This is a genomic window from Protofrankia sp. Cj3 (assembly GCF_917627355.1).
Taxonomy (GTDB): Bacteria; Actinomycetota; Actinomycetes; order Frankiales; family Frankiaceae; genus Protofrankia.
Window position 1 is genome coordinate 16,749 of record NZ_CAKJTR010000004.1, and the last position, 3,660, is coordinate 20,408.

General features: G+C 69.4%; 3 protein-coding genes. All 3 read right to left on the reverse strand.

Features of this window, described 5'->3' with window-relative positions:
• A partial coding sequence (locus MJ783_RS01025; RefSeq protein ID WP_239307989.1) for an Hpt domain-containing protein occupies window positions 1-354 on the reverse strand: 354 nt, incomplete at its 3' end.
• Window positions 342-722, reverse strand: a complete 381-nt coding sequence (locus MJ783_RS01030) for a response regulator (RefSeq protein WP_239307990.1) — start codon at window positions 720-722, stop codon at window positions 342-344. The genes MJ783_RS01030 and MJ783_RS01025, both read right to left, overlap by 13 nt.
• A 102-nt stretch (window positions 723-824) precedes the next feature.
• The coding region (locus MJ783_RS01035; protein WP_239307991.1) for a response regulator at window positions 825-3,660 on the reverse strand (2,836 nt) is incomplete at its 5' end.

Here is a 3,660-nt window from a genome sequence, read left to right on the forward strand (position 1 = left end):
GGCGGCGGCGCCGCCAGGCGTGGTGATCTCCTGCCGTATCCCCTCGAGCAGGCCGCATCCTCGCAACAGCGCCGCGTGGTCCCGCGGCCCGTCCGCGGCCAACATGCGCTCGAGGTCCCGGGCAAGATCGGAGGCGTGACCGAAACCGAAGGTACCAGCTGATCCAGCGAGTTTGTGCGCCTCGCGTGCGGCGCGTTCCCGGGCCGCCTCGTCGAGGCGGCCCTCCAGCAGCGCGGCGACCGCATCGTCCAACACGTCGATCCGGGCGAGCAGCGCGGGCCCGGCGCGCTCCCAGACCGCCCGCACCGCGCGGGAGACGTCCGCATGCCGGGGAGGCGCGCTCAGTCGGTCCACGCCAGGCAGGCGGCCACCTGGTCCGCCAGGTTCATCGGGTCGAACGGTTTGGTCAGCACGCCGGCGACGTCCTGAGCGGCCCAGCGCTGCCGCTCGCTGCTCTGGACCTTCGCCGTGAGGAAGACGACCGGGATCATCCGGGTCAGCTCCTGTGCCCGCAGCCGCGCCAGCGCCGTCGGACCGTCCATCCCCGGCATCATCACGTCGAGCAGGATCGCGTCGGGACATCGTGCCGCCGCCATGACCAGCGCCTCCTGCCCGCCGCTCGCCGTACTCACCTCCCAGCCGCCGACCATCTCCAGGCTCATCTGGGCCACCTCGCGGATCGCCTCGTCGTCGTCCACGACCAGGATGTGATGAACGCTCACGGTCCTCCCCGCTCATCTCGTAGACCCGTCCCTCCATGCATGCGGAAACCTGGGGCCGCTGGCCGCGCGGCGGCGAACGGATCGCGCCGCCGCCAGCCGCCGTCAGCCCTCCTGCCGATCATCGGCCTGCCGGCCGATGCCCTCCCCGACGGCGGGCTGGGTATCGGTGATCCGGTTGAGCAGTTCGACAACGCGTTGCTCGAACTCCTCCGGCTTGGTGCGGCTCTTGGTCATGAAATGGGTTTCGCCGAGCATCAACCGGCGTCGCTCATCGTCACTCAGGTCCAGCGCCGTATAGACGACGACCGGCACACCACGGAGACGGTCGTCCCGGCGCAGCCGGTCGACCACGCCGAAGCCGTCCAGCTCGGGCAGGTCGAGGTCGAGGACTATCAGTTGCGGCAGCAGACGCTGGCTGAGCTCCACGGCCTCCTCCCCGGTCACCGCGAGGACGGCCGCCAGGCCGCTGCCGGCGAACCTCTCGATGAGGACCTGGCCGAGCCCCTCGTCGTCCTCCACCACGAGGACGCGACGTGGGTGCGGCTGCCCGTCGAGGACTCGCTCGAGAGCCGTGACCAGTTCGCCAAGACCCAACGGCTTGGGTATCCACTCGTCGGCGGCGGGAACAGCGTTGCTGTCGTCCGGGGTGAGCCCGGACAGGATGACAATCGGGACATCCGCGGTCCGCGGCCGTCGTTTCAGCTCGACCGCGGTCTCCCAGCCGTTCAGTCCCGGCATGAGCAGGTCCAGAACGATCACGTTCGGCGGGTCGGCTGTCGCCCGCTCCAGTGCCTCACGCCCCGAGCTGGCCGACACGACGCGGTAGCCCTGATCTACCAGTACCGTGCGCAGGACCTCCAGCAAAGCCGTATCGTCGTCACAGATCAGTACCGACCGTGGCTCACGGCTGTGCGCCATCGGGTGAACCGCCGGTAGCTGGAATGAGAAGGTCGCCCCGCGCCCCGGCTCGCTTTCCGCCCAGATACGGCCGCCGTGCTGTTCCACGATTCCCCGGCAGATCGCCAGCCCCAGCCCGGTGCCGCCCTTCTGCCGGGAATCGGAGGCGTCGATCTGCTCGAACCTGCCGAACACCTTCTCCAGCGCGTCCGCCGGAATCCCGCGGCCTTCGTCGCGGACGCGGAACAACTGGCCGCGGTCCTGCGGCATACTGCTGATCGTCACGGTGCCGCCGCGGGCGGAGAACTTCACGGCGTTGCCGATGAGGTTCGTCAACGTCTGGTTGATCCGGTCCGGGTCCGCCCACACCGCGCCACTGGTCACGTCGGTGCGCAGGATCACCCCTGCTTCGTCGGCGAACGCCGCCAGTTCGGTGACGGCGGCGGCGAGCAGGTCGGCGGCCTCGCAGGTACGCCGCTGCAGCACAAGCCTGCCAGCGGACATCCGTTCGACGTCGAGGATATCGTTGATCAGGCGAATCAGCCGGTCGGTACTGTCCACAGCGACGTCGGTCATCCGCTGTGCCCGCTGCGGAAGACCGCCGAGCACCCCGCCGGCCAGCAGGCCGAGCGCACCGCGGATCGACGTCAGCGGGGTTCGGAGCTCGTGGCTGACGACGGAGATGAACTCGTTACGCATTCGCTCGACTACCCGTCGCTCGGTCACGTCTCGGAACACCACCACCGCGCCGGCGACAACCCCATCATCCATGATCGAAGTCACCGTGTGCTCAGCGGGAAAGGTCGTGCCGTCGGCCCGGCAGTAGTGGATCTCAACCGACGCACCCTGCCTGTCCTCCGAGGGCCGCGCCACAGACGACGCGACCCGGCCATCAGCTGACCGGCCGGCGGCGGCCGGGGCCGTCACGATCAGTTCATGGGGCTGACCGACAACCGCGTCCGCTGTGCTGCCCAACAGGCGCACGGCCGCGTCATTGACGAAGGTGACGCGGCCGTCGACGCCCACGCCATAGATGCCGTCCCCGGCCGAGTTGAGGATCAGCTCCTGTTGACGGGTCAACCGCTCCAGCGCGTTTCGCTGCCGCCCGAGCCCGCGGGTGAGACTGGCGTTGGCGAGGATGGTCAGGACCGCCCGCGCGGTGACGAGCCCGAGCAGAGCGACGCCGAGAGCCGCGAGCAACGGCACATAGGTCCCGCCCGCGTCGCGGAACCCGTTGACAATTCCCCAGCTCAATGCCGCTAGCGCAAGTGGGTACGGCAGGATCTCGACCACCAGCCGCGCGCGGCCCAGCCGGGCGGGGGTGGGTGTGTGCTGTTTCGGCAGGGTGGTCGTGAGCGCCGCGACAGCCGCGAAAGCGATCAGTAGATAGCCGCTGATCCCGACCGCGTCCAAGGCTGTTCCTGTGCTGTTGCGACCGGTCGCCTCGAGATAGTGGTCGCCGACCTCGCCCGTGGCCTGCGCCAGCACTCCCGCGGCGACCAGCACCAGAGGAAGCCGGCCGCCCGGCCGGCCGCGAAACCCCAGCGCCACCACCGCGCCGATAATGACGACGTGGCCGATGATGTGGACGACGGTGATGTGTCGCTCCATGCCGGCGATCGTGTGGGGGCGGTAAATGGGCTTGAGAAACCGTTCCCAGGTCAACAGCAGCACCGCCAACGCAATGATCACTCCATCGATGGCGACACGGGCACGTTCGACCGCCCCCAGGAAACCGTTCGCAAGAACGATCACCGCGGCCAACACGAACGGGACCGCGGCCAGCTCGCCGATGTCCACCGGAAGCGGCGGGGACGAGTCCGTGACCACCAGCGAGACGAACGCGACGACCTGGGCGACGCTCAACGAGGCGACCGCGGCGGCGAGCAGCGCCCAGCCGAGCCGCTCCTGGCCGCGGTGACAGCGGCCGGCATAGGCGCACAGGGCAGCGGCCAGGAGCGACACCGCGACGAAGGCGCTCCGCGAGACGACGCTCCTGGTATAGGCGCCGCCGAAGTCATTAAGATCCCAGCTGGCCAGC